At 23.1% G+C, this 17,894-nt stretch carries 12 protein-coding genes and 4 tRNA genes; all 16 read left to right on the forward strand.

Annotated elements, in window-relative coordinates; translation table 11 throughout:
- The 16 genes from JNO41_RS00950 (at position 1) to gltX (ending at position 17,853) form a co-directional block, all read left to right on the forward strand.
- Positions 1-3,378, forward strand: a complete 3,378-nt coding sequence (locus JNO41_RS00950; RefSeq protein ID WP_432729588.1) for a hypothetical protein — start codon at positions 1-3, stop codon at positions 3,376-3,378.
- A gap of 717 nt (positions 3,379-4,095) precedes the next feature.
- Positions 4,096-6,009 (forward strand): DNA topoisomerase (ATP-hydrolyzing) subunit B, encoded by a 1,914-nt coding sequence (gene gyrB, locus JNO41_RS00955; protein ID WP_201736607.1) that lies wholly within the window; start codon positions 4,096-4,098, stop codon positions 6,007-6,009.
- 29 nt (positions 6,010-6,038) lie between these two features.
- Positions 6,039-8,564 carry a DNA gyrase subunit A gene (gene gyrA / locus JNO41_RS00960; RefSeq protein ID WP_121464036.1) on the forward strand — a complete coding sequence of 842 codons (2,526 nt, stop codon included), beginning with the start codon at positions 6,039-6,041 and terminating at the stop codon, positions 8,562-8,564.
- A 112-nt stretch (positions 8,565-8,676) separates the two neighbouring features.
- Positions 8,677-9,186: a tRNA (adenosine(37)-N6)-threonylcarbamoyltransferase complex ATPase subunit type 1 TsaE gene (tsaE, locus tag JNO41_RS00965; protein ID WP_121464037.1), complete on the forward strand. Its 510-nt coding sequence runs from the start codon at positions 8,677-8,679 to the stop codon at positions 9,184-9,186.
- 54 nt (positions 9,187-9,240) lie between these two features.
- A complete protein-coding gene (gene tsaB, locus JNO41_RS00970; RefSeq protein WP_236628355.1) occupies positions 9,241-9,795 on the forward strand; it encodes a tRNA (adenosine(37)-N6)-threonylcarbamoyltransferase complex dimerization subunit type 1 TsaB in 555 nt (184 codons plus the stop codon).
- A gap of 57 nt (positions 9,796-9,852) precedes the next feature.
- Positions 9,853-10,848, forward strand: a complete 996-nt coding sequence (gene tsaD, locus JNO41_RS00975; protein ID WP_121464039.1) for a tRNA (adenosine(37)-N6)-threonylcarbamoyltransferase complex transferase subunit TsaD — start codon at positions 9,853-9,855, stop codon at positions 10,846-10,848.
- Positions 10,849-10,913: 65 nt separating this feature from the next.
- Positions 10,914-12,539 (forward strand): glutamine--tRNA ligase, encoded by a 1,626-nt coding sequence (gene glnS, locus JNO41_RS00980; RefSeq protein ID WP_121464040.1) that lies wholly within the window; start codon positions 10,914-10,916, stop codon positions 12,537-12,539.
- A 17-nt stretch (positions 12,540-12,556) separates the two neighbouring features.
- Complete coding sequence (locus tag JNO41_RS00985; RefSeq protein ID WP_121464041.1) at positions 12,557-13,630, forward strand: DUF2130 domain-containing protein; 1,074 nt, start codon at positions 12,557-12,559, stop codon at positions 13,628-13,630.
- Between the two features lie 416 nt (positions 13,631-14,046).
- The gene (locus JNO41_RS00990; RefSeq protein WP_161554983.1) at positions 14,047-14,256 is read left to right on the forward strand and encodes a hypothetical protein; all 210 of its coding nucleotides are present in this window, start codon (positions 14,047-14,049) and stop codon (positions 14,254-14,256) included.
- Positions 14,257-14,835: 579 nt separating this feature from the next.
- Positions 14,836-14,911: transfer RNA gene (locus tag JNO41_RS00995), tRNA-Glu, on the forward strand.
- A 19-nt stretch (positions 14,912-14,930) separates the two neighbouring features.
- Positions 14,931-15,007, forward strand: a tRNA-Arg gene (locus JNO41_RS01000).
- A 34-nt stretch (positions 15,008-15,041) separates the two neighbouring features.
- Positions 15,042-15,118: transfer RNA gene (locus JNO41_RS01005), tRNA-Pro, on the forward strand.
- 12 nt (positions 15,119-15,130) lie between these two features.
- Positions 15,131-15,205: transfer RNA gene (locus JNO41_RS01010), tRNA-Gly, on the forward strand.
- A gap of 311 nt (positions 15,206-15,516) precedes the next feature.
- The gene (gene rplM, locus JNO41_RS01015; RefSeq protein ID WP_121464043.1) at positions 15,517-15,987 is read left to right on the forward strand and encodes a 50S ribosomal protein L13; all 471 of its coding nucleotides are present in this window, start codon (positions 15,517-15,519) and stop codon (positions 15,985-15,987) included.
- A gap of 6 nt (positions 15,988-15,993) precedes the next feature.
- Positions 15,994-16,386, forward strand: a complete 393-nt coding sequence (gene rpsI / locus JNO41_RS01020) for a 30S ribosomal protein S9 (protein WP_121464044.1) — start codon at positions 15,994-15,996, stop codon at positions 16,384-16,386.
- Between the two features lie 132 nt (positions 16,387-16,518).
- Positions 16,519-17,853 (forward strand): glutamate--tRNA ligase, encoded by a 1,335-nt coding sequence (gene gltX / locus JNO41_RS01025; RefSeq protein ID WP_121464045.1) that lies wholly within the window; start codon positions 16,519-16,521, stop codon positions 17,851-17,853.
- Positions 17,854-17,894: the final 41 nt, after the last annotated feature.

Here is a 17,894-nt window from a genome sequence, read left to right on the forward strand (position 1 = left end):
ATGATAAAAAATAAAAATTATAAACTAATCAATTTAAAATATTTTTTTTATTTTATTATTTTCATATTTTTTGTTTGTATCCAAAGTGTAGCTTACGCCGAAAAGACTTATAATTTTGATTTATTATCAAGAAATGATTTTTCAAGCCCTAAAATAAACGATTTAAAACAATTTTTGATAAATCAAATAAATCAAAAAAGAATTTTAGTAGATGATAAAGATAAAACACTTTTTTTAAAAAATATGTCATTAGCTAAGATTATTGATAAAAGTAGTAATTTTCCTTCTGATGCTTCTTTTTTTATGCCAGGTAATAAATATTATTTTGTATTAGGAATTCCGCCATTAGTTAGATCAAATGATAATTTATTGCAAAAGTATAAGTTTTCTTTTATTTATGAAAATAGATTTTCAAAAATATTAAAAATAACTAATTTAGGAACTTTTAATGATTTTAATATCCAAACAATTATAAATCAAATCAAAAATTTAAATCCTATTTTAAATAAAAACGAACTTCGATTTGATGGAATTCCAAATTTACAAGAAGCTATAATTACTTCTAAAGATTTCGAAGGAAAAGTTTTAGTTACTTATAATATTAAAAAAAATACACCCCAACATTCTAAGTTGAAAGATTTTTTGAAAAAAACAGAATTAGGTATTTTAGATGAAATTAGTATTCAAACAATTATAAATAAAATCAAAAATTTAAATCCTATGTTAAATAAAAATAATCTTCAAGTTGAAAAAATACTAAGTAATAGAGAGGCCATTATTTTTTCTCAAGAATTTGAAGGCAAAGTGTCTGTAACTTATAATATTAAAAAAAATACGCCCCAAAATTCTAAGTTGAAAGATTTTTTAACAAAAACAGAACTAGGAAATTTAGATGAAATTAGTATTCAAACAATTATAAATAAAATTAAAAATTTAAATCCTATGTTAAATCAAAATAATCTTCAAGTTGAAAAAATACTAAGTAATAGAGAAGCTATTATCTTTTCGCAAGAATTCGAAGGGAAAGTGTCTGTTACTTATAATTTGAAACAAAATACACCCAAAATTACTAAATTGAAAGATTTTTTAACAAAAACAGAACTAGGAACTTTAGATGAAATTAGTATTCAAACAATTATAAATAAAATTAAAAATTTAAATCCTATGTTAAATAAAAATAATCTTCAAGTTGAAACAATACTAAGTAATAGAGAAGCTATTATCTTTTCGCAAGAATTCGAAGGGAAAGTGTCTGTTACTTATAATTTGAAACAAAATACACCCCAAATTCCTAAATTGAAAGATTTTTTAACAAAAACAGAACTAGGAACTTTAGATGAAATTAGTATTCAAACAATTATAAATAAAATTAAAAATTTAAATCCTATGTTAAATAAAAATAATCTTCAAGTTGAAACAATACTAAGTAATAGAGAAGCTATTATCTTTTCGCAAGAATTCGAAGGGAAAGTGTCTGTTACTTATAATTTGAAACAAAATACACCCCAAATTCCTAAATTGAAAGATTTTTTAACAAAAACAGAACTAGGGACTTTGGATGATTTCGCAAATCAAACAATTATAGATAAAATTCAAAAATTAAATCCTAATTTAAATTCAAAAAAATTGCGATTTGATGGAATTCCAAATTTACAAGAAGCTATAATTACTTCTAAAGATTTCGAAGGAAAAGTTTTAGTTACTTATAATATTAAAAAAAATACACCCCAACATTCTAAGTTGAAAGATTTTTTGAAAAAAACAGAATTAGGTATTTTAGATGAAATTAGTATTCAAACAATTATAAATAAAATCAAAAATTTAAATCCTATGTTAAATAAAAATAATCTTCAAGTTGAAAAAATACTAAGTAATAGAGAGGCCATTATTTTTTCTCAAGAATTTGAAGGCAAAGTGTCTGTAACTTATAATATTAAAAAAAATACGCCCCAAAATTCTAAGTTGAAAGATTTTTTAACAAAAACAGAACTAGGAACTTTAGATGAAATTAGTATTCAAACAATTATAAATAAAATTAAAAATTTAAATCCTATGTTAAATCAAAATAATCTTCAAGTTGAAAAAATACTAAGTAATAGAGAAGCTATTATCTTTTCGCAAGAATTCGAAGGGAAAGTGTCTGTTACTTATAATTTGAAACAAAATACACCCAAAATTACTAAATTGAAAGATTTTTTAACAAAAACAGAACTAGGAACTTTAGATGAAATTAGTATTCAAACAATTATAAATAAAATTAAAAATTTAAATCCTAATTTAAATTCAAAAAATTTGCGATTTGATGGAATTCCGAATTTAGAAGAAGCTATAATCACTTCTAAAGATTTTGAAGGCAAAGTGTCTGTAACTTATAATATTAAAAAAAATACACCCAAAACTCTTCATTTGATTGATTTTTTGAAAAAAACAGAACTAGGAACTTTTAATGATTTTAATATCCAAACAATTATAAATCAAATCAAAAATTTAAATCCTATTTTAAATAAAAACGAACTTCGATTTGATGGAATTCCAAATTTACAAGAAGCTATAATTACTTCTAAAGATTTCGAAGGAAAAGTTTTAGTTACTTATAATATTAAAAAAAATACACCCCAACATTCTAAGTTGAAAGATTTTTTGAAAAAAACAGAATTAGGTATTTTAGATGAAATTAGTATTCAAACAATTATAAATAAAATCAAAAATTTAAATCCTATGTTAAATAAAAATAATCTTCAAGTTGAAAAAATACTAAGTAATAGAGAGGCCATTATTTTTTCTCAAGAATTTGAAGGCAAAGTGTCTGTTACTTATCATTTGAAACAAAATACACCCAAAATTCCTAAATTGAAAGATTTTTTAACAAAAACAGAGCTAGGAACTTTGGATGAAATTAGTATTCAAACAATTATAAATAAAATTAAAAATTTAAATCCTATTTTAAATAAAAACGAACTTCGATTTGATGAAATTCCTAATTTACAAGAAGCTATAATTACTTCTAAAGATTTCGAAGGAAAAGTTTTAGTTACTTATAATATTAAAACAACGCCTTCACAAATTATGCAACAAACTTTTCGATTAAGAGATGTTTTGAAAACAACAAAACTAGGAATTTTGGATGAAATTAATAATCAAATAATTATAGCGAAAATTAAAAATTTAAATCCTATTTTAGATCAAAACAATCTTCAAGTGGATGGGATATTAAATCCTGAAGGCACTATTATAGTTTCTAAAGATTTCGAAGGAAAAGTTTCAGTTACTTTTGATATATTAGAACAACAAAATAAGAATAATTTGGCAAATTATATAATATTTATTATTATTTTTTTATTTGTATTTATTTTATTATTTTTAATTTATCTTTTATAAAAAATCAAAAATTTATTCTTAATTTTATTGATATGATAATTTTTAATTATTTTTTAATATTTTTTTGAAGCACTATATTAATTCCTAGTTAGTTTTCTTTTTTTATTTTTTTTAAAATATTTTTTTAAAAGAATAAAAATCTATTTTAGACAGTTTTTGAAGCTGTTTTGAAAAAAAATTATTTTTTGTGATTTTTATGTTGACAAATTGAAAAAAATAATTTAAACTATTAATAATCATTTTTTTGAGAATCGCTTTTAGTGGTAATTTTGAAAAAAACTTTTATAACAGTCTCTTCCCATGCATAATAAAAAAAGACTTTTTTAAAGTATTTTTTTATTATATGGATAATATTTTTAAATTTTTAATTAAATTTAATGTAGTAATTTTTTGAAATTTTTATTATTGACGATTTTTATTAGGTTTTTTTCTATAATTTATTATTAAAAATCATCATAATATAATGAACATATTTAAAAATAGTTTTTATTAATATTAATTAAGTATTATTATTTATTAAAAAAATATTTAGAATAAAAATAAATAACGTAAAAACGCTAATTTTTATATAAATTAGCGTTTTTTATGTTATAATGTTCTATAAATGTTTTATATTGTTTTCAATTATGTTTTTTAATAAAAAAACATTTTATGATATAAAAAAATATTTAAATTTTTTTTAATCTAAAATTAAAATAGGAGATTTCGAATTTATAAATGACTAAAATTAAGAAATATAACGCTGACAGTATTCAAGTTTTAGAAGGATTAGAAGCTGTTAGGATAAGACCTGGTATGTATATCGGTTCTACTTCTGAAAAAGGTTTATACCATTTAGTTTGGGAGATTATAGATAATTCTATAGATGAATCATTAGCAGGTTTTGCTGACGAAATTAATTTAGAAATTTTAGATAATAATATTATTCGTATTTCCGATAACGGAAGAGGTATACCAGTCGATATCCATCCAAAAACTAATAAACCAGCTGTAGAAACTATTTTGACTACTTTGCATGCTGGCGGAAAATTCGATAATTCTTCTTATCAAATTTCTGGAGGATTACATGGAGTTGGAGCTTCTGTTGTAAATGCTCTTTCTTCTTGGTTTATTGTCGAAATTCATTTGAATAATGAAATATATTATCAAAAATATGAAAAAGGCACTCCAATCATTCCTTTAACTAAAAAAGGGTTCACAAATCAAAAAGGAACAATAATTACATTTACTCCTGATCCGACAATTTTTGAAATTATGGAAAATTTTAATTATAAATTAGATGTTTTAAAAGATAGAATGCAACAGATAGCTTTTTTGAACAAAAATATTAAATTAAACATTATTGATAGTAGAGTTCAACCAGTTCAAAAATTTAATTTTTATTATAAAGAAGGTGTTAAGGAATATATTTTATACTTAAATCAGAATAAAAACACTTTAACTCAAATTTTTTATAAAGAATATTTTTCTAACAACATATTTTATGAAATTACTTTCCAATATACAAATAAATATAACCAAAATATTTATTCTTTTGTTAATAATATTCCTACAAAGGAAGGCGGGACACACGAAGAAGGTTTTAAAATAGCTTTAAATAGGATATTAAATAAATATGCTAAAGATAAAAAAATATTAAAAAAAGAAACCAATTTAATTAGCGAAGATACTTTAGAAGGTATTACAGCTGTTATTTCTTTAAAACATCCTAATCCATTATTTGAAGGTCAAACTAAAAATAAATTAGGCAGTCATGAAGTTAGGCAATTTATTTCTAAATCTTTTGGTGAATTTTTGGAAAGTCATTTATTAGAAAATCCTCAAGAAGCTAAGCAAATAATAGATAAATGTTTATTATCTATGAAAGCTAGAATAGCTGCTAAAAAAGCACGTGAAATTACTAGAAAAAAAATGTCTTTAGACTTATTAAATTTTAATTCTAAATTAACTGATTGCTATACAAAAGATCCTATTTTATCTGAATTATATATTGTAGAGGGAGATTCGGCGGGAGGTTCTGCTAAACAAGGAAGAGATTCTCAATTTCAAGCTATTTTACCATTAAGAGGTAAAATTATTAATGTAGAAAAATCTCATGCAGAAAAAGTTTTAAGTAATAATGAAATTGTCTCTTTAATACAAGCAATAGGAACAGGTATTGATAAAGAATTTAATTTAAGTAAAGCGCGTTATCATCGTATTATTATAATGACAGATGCTGATGTCGACGGAGCTCATATTAGAACTTTAATTCTTACTTTCTTTTTTAGAAATTTAAAACCTTTAATTGAAAATGGTTATATTTATTTTGCGCAACCGCCTCTATACAAAGTAGAAAAAAATAAACAAATTAAATATTTTTATAATGAAAAAGATTATAAAGAATATAAAAACATCATTGAAATTCAAAATAAAAAAATTTCTTCACAAAGATACAAAGGTTTAGGGGAAATGAATCCAGAACAACTTTGGGACACTACTATGGATCCGAAACACAGAACTTTATTGAAAGTATGTTTGAAAGACGCTGTAGAAGCTGATAAAATTTTTGATAAATTAATGGGGAAACTTGTTTCTCAAAGAAAAAAATTTATTGAACAAAACGCTTACAAAGCAAATATAGATATTTAATTTATTAATATTAAAAAGGCGATTAAATTATGTCAAATAAAATTAAAAAAAATGATTCTTTAAATAATTCGAATTCTGATATTTCAGAAATAAATAATATAGGATCTGTTAAAGAAGTAAATATTAGTCGCGAAATGGAAAAATCTTTTTTAGATTATGCCATGAGTGTTATTGTTTCGAGAGCTTTACCAGAAATTCAAGATGGTTTGAAACCCGTTCAAAGAAGAATTATATATAGTATGAAAGAATTAGGTGTTTCCGCGCAATCTAGTTACAAAAAAGCTGCTAGAATTGTCGGTGATGTTATGGGTAAATATCACCCTCATGGTGATAGTAGTATTTATGAAGCAATGGTAAGAATGGCACAAAATTTTAATTATCGTTATCCTTTAATTGATGGTCATGGTAACTTTGGTTCTATTGATGGAGATTCTGCTGCGGCAATGCGTTATACAGAAGTACGTATGTCTAAAATAGCAATGGAATTAATTAAAGAAATAGATCAAAATACTATTGATTTTGTAGATAATTATGATGGAAGTGAAAAAGAACCAGTAATTCTTCCGACAAGTTTCCCTAATCTTTTAGTAAATGGAGCAACGGGTATAGCTGTAGGAATGGCTACTAATATTCCTTCTCATAATTTAGGCGAAGTCATTGATGCTTTGACCGCTTATATAAATAATAAAGAGATTTCTATTTCTGAATTAGCAAAATATATTAAAGGTCCTGATTTTCCTACTGGTGGAGAAATTTTAGAAGTTGATAAATTGCAAGAAACTTATGAAAAAGGAAGAGGAAAAATTATTATTCGTGCTAAAACGGATATTGTGACTTCTGAAAAAAATAAAAGTTCGATAATTATTACGGAAATTCCTTATCAAATTAAAAAAAGTAATTTAATCAAAAATATTGTTTCTTTACATAAAAACAAAATTTTAGATGGAATTACAGATTTGAGAGATGAGTCTTCTAATCGCCAAGGTATTAAAATTGTTATTGATTTAAGAAAAGATATTAATCCTAAAATATTTTTAAATAATTTGTATAAACGTTCTCAAGTACAAGTATCTTTTCATTTTAATATGATTGTTTTAATTAATAAAAAACCTCAACTTGTTAATTTGAAACAAATTTTAGAAGCTTTTTTTTCTTTTAGAATAAATATAATTAATCGCCAAAAACAATTTGAATTAAAAAATGCTTTAGCTAAAAAACATTTAATTCAATCAGCGGTAATTGTTTTAAATGATATTGATGACGCAATCGAATTAATAAAAAATTCTAGTAATGTAAAAGAAGCACGTGAAAAATTAATGCTAAAATATAATTTTGATGAAATTCAAAGTAAATATATTTTAGAGATGAGTTTACAAAAAATAACAAATTTAGAAATAGAAAAAATAAAAATAGAAGAACAAAATTTAATTAAACAAATTTCAGAATGCGAAATTATTATTAATTCTCAAACTAAAAAAGAACAAATTCTTAAAAAAGAATTGTCACAATTAAAAAAAGTTTTCCAAGACGAAAGAAAAACTTTAATAAGAAAAGATATAGAAATTAATATATCTGAAGAAACTTTAATTCAAGAAAAAGCTATTCTTATTACTATTACTAATAAAGGTTACATCAAACGTTTAGATTTAGATACTTATAAAAAACAAAATAAAGGCGGAATTGGCGTTAGCGGAATTGTTATGAATGAAAATGATTTCGCGAAACATATAGTTATTACTTCTACTCATGATTATCAATTATTTTTTACAAACAAAGGAAAAGTTTACCGCATGAAGGGTTATGAAATACCTGATTATTCGCGCCAAGCCAAAGGCATACCACTTATAAATTTAGTTCCTTTAAGCGAAGGAGAATTCTTGACTTCTGTTACAAGTATTAACCTTAATTCGAAACAAGAACATAATTATTTGGTTTTAATAACTAAAAAAGGTTTAATAAAAAGAAATAATATCGCAGATTATCAAAATATTCAAAGTAAAGGGAAAATAGCTTTCACTTTAAAAAATGATGATGAAGTTTTGACAGTTTTAAAAAGTTCAGGCGAACAAGATATTATTATGGCGAGTTCTGATGGTAAAGCTATTCGTTTTAACGAAAAAACTATTAAAAAAACTAGTAGAATGGGCAGCGGAGTTATTGGAATGAAATTAAATTCTGATGAAACTTTGATAGGAGCTACCATCGTTGAATCAGATAAACAAGATATTTTAGTTGTGACTGAATTAGGATATGGTAAGAAAAATAAAATTAATGAATATAAAAATCAAAAAAGAGGTGGAAAAGGAATAAAAACTTTAAAAATTACTTCTAAAAATGGTAAAATTATTGCATTAAAAGCTGTCTTGAATGGTGAAGAATTAATTTTAATTTCTGATCGTGGTAAAATAATTCGATTAGTTAACAATAACAAAATTCCAACCCCTAAATCCAAAGTAACTCAAGGAAATAAATTAGTTAAATTAAAAGATACTGATAAATTATTTAATTTTGTTGTTATCAATAATAAAGATACAGAAAAAATAGATATTTTGTAAATTAGTATTTTTTAATTTGTAAATAAAAAAATCATCTAAATAAATTTTTTAGAAAAATTAGTTGATTTTTTATTTTTTTATATTAAAATAATTTATTAAGGTTTGGATAAATATGTATTTTTCGAAAACAAAAAATTATTACAACATCATAACTTTTTCAAAAACTCAAACTAAGAATTTAGGGTTTTATTTGTGCCAAACAATTATTCAAAATTCTTTAAATAAAGAAAAAAAAAGATGTATTATTATCATTGAAGGAATAATAGGTTCCGGGAAAACAATTTTTACTAAAGGAATAGCGAAAAAATTAGGTATTAAAACTGAAGTTAAGAGCCCTACTTTTCTTTTATTAAAAACTCATCAAAATAAAAAACAAAAATTGCATCATTTAGATTTATACCGTCTTTTAGATGATAAATATGATGGCGAAAAGCAAATGAAATGTTTTGCAATAGAAATAGAAGAATTATTGGAAAATACAGATGAAGGCGATATTGTAGTAATCGAGGCAAACCAAAATATAATTTCTTTTTTTAATTATTGGGATTTTAGAATTCAAATTAAAGTTTTGAATAGTAAAAAAAGAGATATTTTAATAGAAAAAAATATTGATACATTGTAATATTGAATATCGAATATAAGAAAGTGATATTTTTCATATATGGTTTCTGATAAAATGAAAAAATATATTATTTTAGATGTTTCTACTAATGTTCAAATAGTTATTTTGAGTACTTCTACAAACATTATTAGTATAGAAACTAATTTATTAAAACAAAATTTTGTTTCTGACATAATTCCTTTGATCTCTAGAATATTAGAAAAAAATAATTTAAATTTAAAAGATTTATATGGTATTATTGTTGGAGTCGGTCCAGGTTCTTATATAGGGAGCAGATTAGCAGTTTTGACATCAAAAATTTTATCTTTAGAACTTAATATATCTTTATATGAAATAAGTAGTTTGTTGCTACTATCTAGCGGATATACACAAAAAATCAAAACTCCTAAGATTTATGCGAAACGAAATTTTTTTTATAGTTTAAGTTTAAAAAATGAAGAAATTATTTTAGCCGAAAATATCTATGAAAAAGATTTTTTAGATAGTTTCGAAAATCATTTTTTATTAGATAAAGATAATTTTAAAATATCTCCTTTAAAAATTTTGTTTTATATGAAAAAAGTAGAAAAACCTTCTTATTTAGTTCCTAATTATTATATTCAATCTTGAAATATAATTTGAATTTCGTTTTTAAAAAAAGAAAGAAGTTAGGTAATTGGCTATAATATGATTATTTTATCAATCGAAACTAGTTGTGATGAAACAAGTATTGCAGTTGTAAAAGATGGGAAAGATATTTTATCTAATGTGATTTTTTCTCAAATAAAATATCATCAAAAATTTGGTGGTGTAGTTCCAGAATTAGCTTCTCGTAAACATGTAGAAATTATTACTTTGGTTTTAGAAGAAGCTTTAAGAAAAGCTCAAATAAATCCTCGAGAAGTTGATTTGGTAGCTGTAACTCAAGGTCCCGGTTTAATCGGTTCTTTATTTGCTGGTGTTAATGCCGCAAACACTTTTGCTTATATTTATGACAAACCTTTAATAGGTGTTAATCATTTGATAGGTCATATTTATGCTGCCCAAATAGAGAATGAAATAAAATTCCCTTCCTTAGTTCTTTTGATTTCAGGAGGACATACGGAATTATTTTATTTTAAGAATCACTTTCAAATTAAACAAATAGGTACCACTTTAGATGACGCAGTAGGTGAAATTTATGATAAAATCGCTAGAACTTTAAATTTAGGTTATCCTGGCGGCCCTATAATTGAAAAATTAGCATCAAAAGGAGAAGATTTATTTTCATTTTCGCGCCCTTATTTAAAAAATAAAAATTTAAATTTTAGCTTTTCAGGTTTAAAAAGCCAAATTATAAATTTTATTAATAAAAGAAAAGATATTGATTTGGATATTAATAGCGTTTGCGCTTCTTTTCAATCTAGTGTCGCAGATGTTTTAATAACAAAAACTAAAAGAGCTTTAAATTTATATCCTTCTAAAGATTTAATAATTGTAGGAGGAGTGGCTTCTAATCAATTTTTAAAAAATCAATTTAAAAATTATTTTCCAGAATTAAGATTGATTATACCTTCTCCTACATATTGTACTGATCAAGCAGCTATGATCGGAGTTGCTGCTTATTATCAAAATATATTTGGCTCCTCTAAAGGGCAGAAGAAATATAATTTAACAGGGAATCCTGATTTATCTATAGGATAATCACAAAATATAAAATATATTTTATTTAAAAATTTACTGATAAAATAAGTGAGGTTATTTAATAAATGTTTCAAGAATCTAATTTTATCAAGAGTATTATCGCAAAAGATTTGAAAAATAAAAAATATACAAAAATAATTACTCGTTTTCCGCCAGAACCGAATGGGTTTCTCCATTTAGGACATGCGCGTTCTATTATTATTAATTTCGAATTAGCAAAATTTTTTAACGGGGAAACTTATTTAAGATATGATGATACAAATCCTATTGTTGAAAAACAAGAATATGTGGATTTTATTCTCAAAGATGTTAAATGGTTAGGTTATACACCAGATAAAATTTTATTTGCTTCTGATTATTTTGAAGAAATGTATGAAAGAGCAGTTACATTAATTAAAAAAAATTTAGCATTTGTAGATGATTTGAGTTCGGAAGAATTAAAAAAATATAGAGGAGATTTATTTACGCCAGGAATAAATTCTCCTTATCGTAATCGTAGTATAGAAGAAAATTTAGAATTATTTGAACAAATGAAAAATGGTGTTTTTAAAGAAGAAACCAAAGTTTTAAGAGCTAAAATTAATATGGCAAGTCCTAATATGAATTTAAGAGATCCTGTTTTATATAAAATTCTTGATGCTTATACTTTGAAAAACAAACATTATTTTATTTTTCCTTCATATGATTACGCACATCCTTTAGAAGACGCGATCGAAGGCGTTTCGCATTCTTTATGTTCTTTTGAATTTGAAGATCATCGACCTTTATATGATTGGGTCATAAAAGAAACCGAAATGGAACATGTTCCGACTCAAATAGAATTCGGTCGTCTTAATATTACACAAACCATTTTAAGCAAAAGAAGTTTAAAATTTTTAGTTAATTCCGGTTTAGTTCAAGGATGGGATGATCCTAGAATGCCAACTTTAAGAGGTATGAGAAATAAAGGATATACTCCAGGATCTATTAAAAAATTTATTCTTGAAATTGGTTTGTCTAAAAATAATACCCATGTCAACCAAGATATGTTACATTCGTTTTTAAGAGAAGATTTACAACAAAAAGCTAAAAAAATAATGGTTGTAGATGAACCTTTGAAAGTGACTATTATTAATTATCCTGAAGATAAAATAGAATCTTCTGATGTTCCTTATCATAATCATAAAGATCTTGATTTAGGAACGCGAAAAGTTTTTTTTTCTAAACATATTTATATTGAAAAATCAGATTTCCAAATGGAAAAATTAGATCCTAAATCTAAAAAATTATTTTTAAATGAGGAAGTTAGATTATTTTATTTTTATTTTATTAAAGCGGTGGATGTTGTAAAAAATCAAAAAGGCGAAATTATCGAAATTTTAGCTACTTATGATCCGAAAACAAAAAGTGGAACTTCTTTCAATGAAAGAAAACCTAACGGAACTATTCATTTTGTAGAAATAAATACAGCTAAAAAAGTTTTTTTAAATTTTTATCAACCTCTTTTTGAAAATAATAATCCTCAAGATTTAAAAGCAGAATTTAATCATTCTTCTTGGATACGAAAAACAGCTTTCGCTGAAGGTAGTTTAGATATAAATGCAAATTATAACAAATTCCAATTTATTAGGAAAGGTTATTTTTGTTTAACCAATACCGAAGAAAAAGTAATTAATTTTAACGAAATTATTTCTTTAAAAAAAATTAAATAAAAATAAAAAAATAAAATATGAAAAAAATAAAAGTTTTAATTAAAAATTCATATGAATTAGAATTACAAGAAAATGCTCAAAAAGGCGATATTATTAATTTAAAAGAATGTTTAGAATTAGATTTGAATTTATTACAACAACGTATACATAACGAAGAAATGCAAGAAAAAATAACAAAAATTCAACAAGAATATGAACAAAAAATAAAAACATATGATAACGAAAAAGAGATTTTATTGATTAAAAAAACAATGGAATTAGAAAATATAAAAAACAATGAAATTAATCAGTTAAAGAACGAAATTACTAAATTAACCTTAACAAGATCTAATTTTAATATTAAGTTAATAGGCGAAAATTTAGAAAAATGGTGTGATAATGAAATGCAAAATCAAATATTAATTACTGATGATATTTCTTGGTATAAAGATAACGAAATTATCAACGGAACTAAAGGTGATTTTATTTATAAATTACATTTTGACCAAAATAAAAAAGAAAATGAAATTTTAACTTCGGCTCTTTTAGAAATGAAATCAGAAACGAAATTATTAGAAAAAACTAAAAAACAAAAAAATGAACAATTTTTTAAAAAATTAGATAAAGACCGTAATAATAAAAATTTAGAATTTGCGTTATTAGTAAGCGAATTAGAATATGATAAAGAAAATGATAGTCCTGTTAAAAAAGTAAATGAATATAAAAACATGTTTATCGTTAGACCTTCTTATTTACTTATTTTTTTGAATATCATTACCGCTTTAGGAAGAAAAAATAAAGAATTAATTTTGGCTCTGTCAGAAAAAAAACAAAAATTTTGTGATGAAGAAGAAATAAATAAAAGTTTTCGGCAAATGAAAGAGCATATTTTAAATAATTCTTTAACTAAAATACAAAACAATTTATTAAAAATGTTAGAAGAAAACGAAAAAATTAAACAAATGTCAGAATCTTTAAATAGTTCTTATTTTAAAATTCAAAAACAAATACAAACTATTTCTCAAGATCATTTAAAAACAATTTTTAATCAAATTCAAAATTTTAAAATAAGTAAAATTATTAAACAAATTAATCGTTTAAAAAATAAATAATTTTCATCAAAAACATGAAAAAATTATTTTTAATTTAAATAAAATACTTATTTTCTTATTTACGAAACAACTACATATTCTAACGTGATCAGTTAATTTTATTTTGATTAGCAATTGTTCAATAATTGTTCAATTAGAAAAAAATATTATTTAAAAAAATGTTTAAATTATACAAAAAACATTTATAATATTTTTGGTGGTTTGTAATAAAATCACTTTCATAGTTAAAATAATAGTTAAAATAATAGTTAAAATAAAAAAATAAATTAGTAAATGAGGATTATATAATAATTAATAAAAATTATAATTTTATAAAATTTGGTTCCAAATTGTTTATTGTTACATTTTTATTTACGTTTTTGATTTTTTATGCTTCTGTTTTTGCTTTTACTAAAACATATTCAAATTCTCCAATTATGAATTCGAATGATATTGTTCCGACTAATAATGTTATTTCTGAAAATGACAAATTAAATGAAGAAGAAAATGATTCATCTGAAGAAGAAATCAAAGAAGAGAAATCGTTATTAAATGACGAAAAAACAGACGAAAATAAAAAAAATAAGAAAACCGTATTAAAAAGCATGTTAAAAACATTCAAAGGAAATAAAAATAATCAAAAATAAATATAAATTATAAAATAATATTAAATTAAAATATATAATTTATTTTAATTGTTCTGATTTTATCTTTTTATGAAAAAAAATAATAAAATAAAATTTAATTTTTTAAAAAAAAGAATTTCTAAAAGAGATTCTTTTTTTTAAAAAATTAATAATTTTGATAAATTTTTAATTTTAAATGTTATAAACAAATATTGTAATTGATTATATTATCAAAAATATTTTTTAGTTGTTGTTGAAATACTTTTTTTAATTTAAAAAAAGATTTTAAATATTGATTAATAATTGTAAATAAACTATAATATTAATATAATAAAATATTGATTTTAAATAAGTATGTGAATTTGTAAAATTATTTTTTATTCTAAATATTTATTAAAATTTTTTAAAAAGTTTTGATTTTTTTAATTATTTTTTTAATATAATGAAAAAATATTATTTTAATTATATTTTATATTAATTTATGTTAAAATTGTTTATGTAATAATTACAAATCATATTTTTATTATTTATTTATTTCGATAGCATTTTAAAATAACAAAAAAATGTTTTTTATATTTTTGTATTTATAAATAAAGATTAGGCCCGTTGGAGAAACGGTTAACTCACATGCCTTTCACGCATGCATTCACGGGTTCGAATCCCGTACGGGTCACCAATAATAATATTCCAAAAAAACACCCATAGCTTAACTGGATAGAGCATCTGACTACGGATCAGAAGATTAGGGGTTCGAATCCTCTTGGGTGTGCCATCTGTTTGTTTAATTTTTTTATATAATTATTAAGCGGGAAGTAGCTTAGCTTGGTATAGCGCCTGGTTTGGGACCAGGAGGTCGCGGGTTCAAATCCTGTCTTCCCGACCATTATATAAATAAGCGAATGTCGTATAATGGTTATTACCTTAGCCTTCCAAGCTAAAGATGTGGGTTCGATTCCCATCATTCGCTCCATAAAAATTTACATATATAAAAATAAATATAAGTATATTCAAAATTTTATTTTAATAAAAAAAAATATAATTAAAATAAATAAAATATTATATTTTTATTTTAATTATATTTTTTTTTATGAATTAGATTATAAATTCTATTGACATTTTAATGTTATTGTTATATAATTATATTATAAATTTTTAAGATGATTTTTTTTAAACTGATGTTAATGTTGTTTTATTTTTTTGTATAAAAAAATAAGTTTAATTGAAAGTTATTAAGTAAATTATAGATAAAAAATTGTCTAGGTAGGGAAGCGTTATATATTTATGGCTGATACTATAAATCAAAATGAAGAGTTAAAATTTAATAATAAAACTTTTTCTGTTAATAAAAAACAAGTAGTTAAAAAATGGTATTTAGTTGATGTTCAAGGAAAAGTTTTAGGAAGATGCGCCACTAAGATCGCTAGTATTTTAAAAGGTAAAGCTAAAACTCATTATACTCCAAATGTTGATAATGGCGACTATGTTGCTGTTATTAATGCGTCGAAAATTCATTTAACAGGGAAAAAATGGCAAAAAAAAGTTTATTATAGACATTCAGGTTATCCAGGTGGGTTATTTAAAATAACTGCTGGAGAAATGATGAAAAAATTTCCTACTCGTGTTGTGGAAAAAGCTATTTTCGGAATGTTGCCGCATACTAAATTAGGAAATCAAATGCGCAAGAAGTTGTTTGTTTATCCTAATGAATCACATAGACATGAATCACAAAAACCAAAAATTTTAGAGGTATAATTTGTAATGAATAAAAATCAATATTTTGGCTTAGGCAGACGTAAAAGTTCAGTTGCAAGAGTAATTTTAGTTTCAGGTTCCGGGAATATTAAAATAAATAAAAGAGATTTTGTCGATTATATTCCTTCTAAAGAAATTCGTATTGAAACTATTAAGCCTTTAAAATTAACTAAAACTTTAGAAAAATATGATATTGTTGCTAATGTTTATGGCGGCGGAATAACATCTCAAGCGGGAGCGATTCTTCTAGGGATAGCTAGATCTTTAGTTGAAGCGGAACCTAGTTCAAGAATTATTTTAAAAAAATTTGGATTATTAACAAGAGATTCTCGTTGTGTAGAACGTAAAAAATATGGTTTAAAAAAAGCTCGTCGTGCTCCTCAATTTTCAAAACGTTAATTTTTTATTTATATTTTTCAAAAAATTTTTAAGAGTCTTTTTTTACTATAAAAAAGACTCTTTTGTTTTATTTAAATATATAATTGTTATTTCTCAAATGTTAAATTTTTTCAGGTTAAGGATTCTATAAATATGAAAGAAATAAGATTACGTTACGCACCGAGTCCTACTGGTTTTTTACATATCGGAAATGCTCGAACAGCTTTGTTTAATTATTTATTTGCCCGTCGTTATAAAGGTAAATTTATTATTAGGATCGAAGACACTGATTTAAAACGTAATATAAAAGAAAGTGAATTATCTCAATTAGAGCAATTACGATGGTTAGGTTTATTTTGGGATGAAGGGCCAGATTTAAAAGGACCATTTGGTCCTTATAAACAATCAGAAAGAATATCTATTTATCAAAAATATACTCAGATTTTATTAGATAAAAAGTTAGCTTACAAAGAATATCAAGGAGATAATGATAAATGTGTAGTTCGTTTTAAAGTTCCTTTGAATACTTTATATGAGTTTAATGATATGATAAGAGGCAAATTATCTTTCGAAAGTGATCAAATAGAAGATTGGATTATAATTAAGGAAAACGGATTCCCTACTTATAATTATGCCGTTGTTATAGATGATTATTTAATGAAAATATCTCATGTTTTAAGAGGAGAAGAACATATCACCAATACTCCTAAGCAAATAATGATTTATAAAGCTTTTGGGTGGGATATTCCTATTTTTGGTCATATGTCTTTGATTTTAAATAAAAATAAAAAAAAATTAAGTAAAAGAGATGTTGATATAGTTCAATTTATTAAAAAGTACATTGATTTAGGGTTTTTACCTAAAGCTTTATTTAATTTTTTATTTTTTTTAGGTTTCGCTCCGAAAACTAATAAAACTATTCTTTCGATTGAAGAAATGATTTCTCTTTTTGATAAAACAAGATTCGTTAAAGCGCCAGCTGTTTTCGATGATCAAAAATTATCTTTTATTAATAATCAATATTTAAAACAAATGTCTGTAACGGAGATAGTTGGAAAAAGTAAATTTTTTTTAGAAGAGAAAAAAATTTTTCTAGAAGATAAATATTTACAGAACATAATTATTTTATTCAGAGATAGAATGAATTATATTCAAGAAATTGTTAATTTATATTTAGAATTTTTTGAACAAAATCAACAAATAGATAACAAAATTATACATATAATAAAAGAAATAGAAGATTTTTCTGTAATTAAAATTTTAAAAGATTTATTTTTAAAATTGGAAATTTTTCAATCATCTTTTATAGAGCAACTTATTCAAAAATTTAGCGAATTAACTAATTTAAAAGGAAAAAAACTTTTTTTAACTTTAAGAATAGCTTGTACTGGAAAGTTACACGGTCCTCACTTGTTAACGTATTTAGAATTATTAGGTAAAAAAAATATTTTAAATAATATTCAAAAATTATTAAATTTAAATTATTAAATTTAAATAATATTCAAAAATTATTAAATTTAAATTATTAA

This window comes from 'Prunus avium' virescence phytoplasma, assembly GCF_050916135.1.
GTDB lineage: Bacteria > Bacillota_I > Bacilli_A > Acholeplasmatales > Acholeplasmataceae > Phytoplasma > Phytoplasma ziziphi.